The sequence below is a fragment of the Roseicyclus sp. genome, from assembly GCF_052168335.1.
GTDB lineage: Bacteria > Pseudomonadota > Alphaproteobacteria > Rhodobacterales > Rhodobacteraceae > Roseibacterium.
On the sequence record NZ_JBQLZP010000535.1, the window covers coordinates 1 to 4,104 of the forward strand.

4 protein-coding genes are annotated in these 4,104 nt (G+C 70.4%); 1 reads left to right on the forward strand and 3 read right to left on the reverse strand.

Annotation, left to right across the window (positions count from 1 at the left end):
• Nucleotides 1–1,256 (forward strand): NADP-dependent isocitrate dehydrogenase (locus tag ACTS11_RS16345; RefSeq protein WP_442641362.1); only part of this gene is annotated, 1,256 nt, incomplete at its 5' end.
• A 48-nt stretch (nucleotides 1,257–1,304) separates the two neighbouring features.
• On the opposite strand, the gene pcaC is transcribed toward ACTS11_RS16345, so the two are convergent.
• From pcaC to ACTS11_RS16360, 3 genes are all read right to left on the reverse strand, one after another.
• Nucleotides 1,305–1,685 (reverse strand): 4-carboxymuconolactone decarboxylase, encoded by a 381-nt coding sequence (gene pcaC, locus ACTS11_RS16350; protein ID WP_442641363.1) that lies wholly within the window; start codon nucleotides 1,683–1,685, stop codon nucleotides 1,305–1,307.
• Nucleotides 1,686–1,702: 17 nt separating this feature from the next.
• Nucleotides 1,703–2,872, reverse strand: a complete 1,170-nt coding sequence (gene pobA / locus ACTS11_RS16355; RefSeq protein WP_442641364.1) for a 4-hydroxybenzoate 3-monooxygenase — start codon at nucleotides 2,870–2,872, stop codon at nucleotides 1,703–1,705.
• An 84-nt stretch (nucleotides 2,873–2,956) separates the two neighbouring features.
• Nucleotides 2,957–4,104 (reverse strand): amidase (locus tag ACTS11_RS16360; protein ID WP_442641365.1); only part of this gene is annotated, 1,148 nt, incomplete at its 5' end.

Consider the following 4,104-nt stretch of genomic DNA (forward strand, 5'->3'; position numbering starts at 1 on the left):
AGGAGGTCACGGCCGCCCGTCCGCCCATGTACATGGTCGACAGCGACCGGGGCATCACCAACCTGCACGTCCCCTCGGACGTCATCATCGACGCCTCGATGCCGGCGCTGATCCGCGCGGGCGGCAAGGGCTGGGGCCCGGACGGCAAGGAGCACGACGCCGTCTGCGTGATCCCCGACACCTCCTACGCGCCGGTCTATGACGAGGCGATCCGCTTCTTCAAGGAGAACGGCAAGCTGAATCCGGCGACCGCGGGGACGGTGCAGAACATCGGCCTCATGGCGCAGAAGGCCGAGGAATACGGCTCGCATCCGACGACCTTCGAGATCCCGAAGGCGGGCAAGGTGCGCATGGTGCTGGAGGACGGCAGCGTGCTCCACGAGCATTCCGTCGAGGCGGGCGACATCTGGCGCTCGGCCAGCGCGCGCAAGGCGGCGATCGAGGACTGGGTCAACCTCGCCGTCGAGCGGCAGAAGGCCACCGGCTACCGGTCGATCTTCTGGCTCGACCGCGACCGGGCGCACGATGCCGAGCTGATCGCCTACGTGATGCCGATCCTCGAGGCCAGGGGCGTCGCCGACCGCTTCGAGATCATGGCCCCGCGCGAGGCGACGCGCGCCTCGCTCGAGACGATCACCAGGGGCGAGAACACCATCGCGATCACCGGCAACGTGCTGCGCGACTACCTGACCGACCTCTTCCCGATCCTCGAGCTCGCCACCTCGGCCAAGATGCTGTCCATCGTGAAGCTGATGAACGGCGGCGGCCTCTTCGAGACGGGGGCGGGCGGCTCGGCGCCCAAGCACGTGCAGGCGCTCCATGCCGAGAACCATCTGCGGTGGGACAGCCTGGGCGAGTTCTGCGCGCTCGGCGAGAGCTTCCGCTTCCTCGCCGACCAGAAGGGCAACGCCAAGGCGCGGCTGCTCGGCGAAGGGGTCGATGCCGCGACGCAGGGCTACCTCGACAACGACAACTCGCCCCAGCGCAAGCCCGGCCAGCCCGACAACCGCAACAGCCACTACTGGTTCGCGCGCTACTGGGCGGAATACCTGGCCGCGCAGACCGAGGACGCGGAACTTGCCGCGCACTTCGCCATGGTCGCGAAGGAGCTTTCGGAGAAGGAAGCGCAGATCATGGCCGAGCTGATGGCCGACCGGGGCAAGCCGGTCGATCAGGGCGGCTACTACCACCCCGACCCGGAGAAGACGGCGGCGATCATGCGGCCCTCGCCGACCTTCAACGCGATCATCGGCTGATCGCGCACGCGCAATGGCGGCGGTCCTGCGGGTCCGCCGTCCACCTTTTCAGCCTTCCGCCGCCATCTCGGCGAAGGTGTCCTTGGCGAGCTTGATCGCCCGGTTCGCCTTGGGCACGCCCGCGTAGACGGCGACGTGGAGGAAGGCCTGCATCACGTCCCGCTCGGTGGCCCCGGTGCGGGCCGTGGCGCGGATGTGCATCGGGATCTCCTCGAAGTTCCCCATCGCCGCCAGCAGAGCCAGCGTCAGCATCGAGCGTTCGCGGCGGCTGATCGTGTCGTCGGACCAGAGCGTGCCCCAGGCCGTCTCGGTGATGAGCCGCTGGAAGGGGGCGTCGAACTCGGTCGTTCCGGCCTCGGCGCGGTCGACATGCGCGTCGCCGAGAACCGCGCGTCGCGTGGCCATTCCGGTGGCGTGGCGATCCGTCATGTCGTGCTCCTTTCGCGTCAATAGGGCAGGCCGACGTAGTTCTCAGCCAGGGCCTTCTGGGCCGCGGGGCTGGAACGGAGGAACTCCAGTTCCGCGATCTGCATCTTGAGGTCGAAATCCGACTGGTCGGGATAGCGGTGCAGGAGGCCCGAGAACCACCAGCTGAAGCGCTCGGCCTTCCAGACGCGGCGGAGCGCCTTCTGCGAATAGCCGTCGATTCCCGCCGTCGAGCCGGTCGCGTAGTGGTCCGCCAGCGCCTCGTGGAGGTAGTGGACATCCGAGGCCGCGGTGTTCAGCCCCTTGGCGCCCGTCGGCGGCACGATATGGGCGGCGTCGCCGCAGAGAAAAAGGCGTCCCCAGCGCATCGGCTCGGTCACGAAGGAGCGGAGCGGCGCGATCGACTTCTCGATCGAGGGGCCGGTCTCCAGCGTCGCGGCCTGCCCGGCGGGGATGCGGGCCTTCAGTTCTTCCCAGAAGTCGGCGTCGCTCCAGTTTTCGGCGCGGTCGTCGAGGGAGCACTGGATGTAGTAGCGGCTCAGCCGCTCGTTCCGCATCGAGCAGAGCGCGAAGCCGCGGGGCGAGTTGGCGTAGATCAGCTCGTCGTTCACCGGCCGCGTCTCGCTCAGCACGCCGAGCCAGCCGAAGGGATAGACCTTCTCGTAGTCCTTGCGGAGCGCCGCGGGAATGCTCCTGCGGCTGACGCCGTGGAAGCCGTCGCAGCCGGCGACGAAATCGCAGTCGAGCCGCGCCGTCCCGCCGGGCGTCCGCCAGGTGACGTGGCAGGCGTCGGTGTCGGCGCCGTTGATCGCGACGTCCTCGACCTCGAAGACCATCGGACCGCCCGCGGCCTCCCGCGCGGCGTAGAGGTCCCGCGTCACCTCGGTCTGGCCGTAGACGATGACGGGCCTGCCGGTGTGCTCGACGAAGTCGATGCGGAACATCTCGTCGCCGTAGGAGATGAGGGTGCCGTCATGGACGTAGCCCTCGGCGTGGAGCCTGTCGGCGCAACCGACCCGCTCGAGGAGGCCGACGAGCCCCTGTTCGAGCACGCCCGCCCGGATGCGGCCGAGCACGTGCTCCTTCGTCCGGCGTTCGAGCACCACGCTCTCGATGCCCTCGCGGTGGAGGAGCAGCGAAAGCAGCATTCCCGACGGCCCGCCCCCGATGATCGCCACCTGTGTCTTCATCCGCCGCGTCCTCCCCTCACGCCTTCTTCGCATGTCGGGCGGGGCAATGGAATCGGCCTGTTGCCCCGGCGGGGCGGGCCCGGGTCAGGCGGCGCAGCGCGCCCCGTCCGACAGGAGCGGCGCCAGCGCCTCCGCCGCGGCGATGATGGCGCGGTCGGCCCCGTGCGTCGCCATGAGTTGCAGCCCCGCCGGCAGGCCGGACCCGGGCAGCGGCAGGCTGATCGCGGCGAGGTCGAGGTAGTTGCCGATCCGCGTGTAGCGCGAGAGCGGGATGGTCGCCTCGTCCACCTCCTCGATCCGGCGCGCGCGCAGCGGCGTGGTGGGCGCCAGGATCATCGGCGTCTCGACCAGGTGCTCGCGCATCCGCAGGATCGCCACCTCGCGGTCCGACAGGAGGTCCGCATACTCGGCGGCGCCGATGCCCGCGCCCGCAAGCACGCGCTGACGCACGTAGGGGTCGAGCGGGCGGGTGTTGTCCCGCGCGAGCTCGCCGAGGCGCCCGTAGATCTCGTGGGCCACGATGGTCCCGTTCCGGCGCTGGTAGTCGGTCGCCTCGAGCGGCAGGTGCACCGGCACGAGCTCGTGCCCGCGGCCGCGCAGGGCGTCGATGGCCGCGAGATAGCCCGACACGATCTCGGACTCGATCGGGTCGAGGTAGGCGAGCGGCAGGTAGCCGATGCGCCGCGGCAGCGACGGGCCGATGATGGAAGGGGCGACACCGGCCATGATGTCGGCGACCAGCCCCGCGTCGGCCGCCGTGCGCGTCAGGGGGCCGAGCGTGTCGAAGGTCGGGCTGAGGGGGGCGATCCCCTCCAGCGGAATGCGTCCGGAGGAGGGTTTCAGCCCGACGATGCCGCAGAGCGAGGCCGGGATGCGCACCGATCCGCCCGTGTCGGAGCCGATGGCGAAGGGCACGAGACCCGCCGCCACCGCCACCGCCGAGCCGCTGGACGAGCCGCCCGGAACGCGGTGCGCGTCGGGGTCGCAGGGGTTGCGCGGCGTGCCCATGGCGTAGTTCGTGCCCCAGCCGCCGATGGCGAATTCCACCATGTGGGTGGTGCCGACCAGGATCGCGCCGGCCTCGCGGAGGCGTGCGATGGCGGGGGCGGTGCGCTTGGCGACGCCGCGCCCGTAGCAGCGCGAGCCGAAGCTCGGCTCGTGGCCCGCGATGTCGGCGAGGTCCTTCACCGCGAAGGGAATCCCGTGCAGGGGACCGAGCGGCGTTCCGCGTG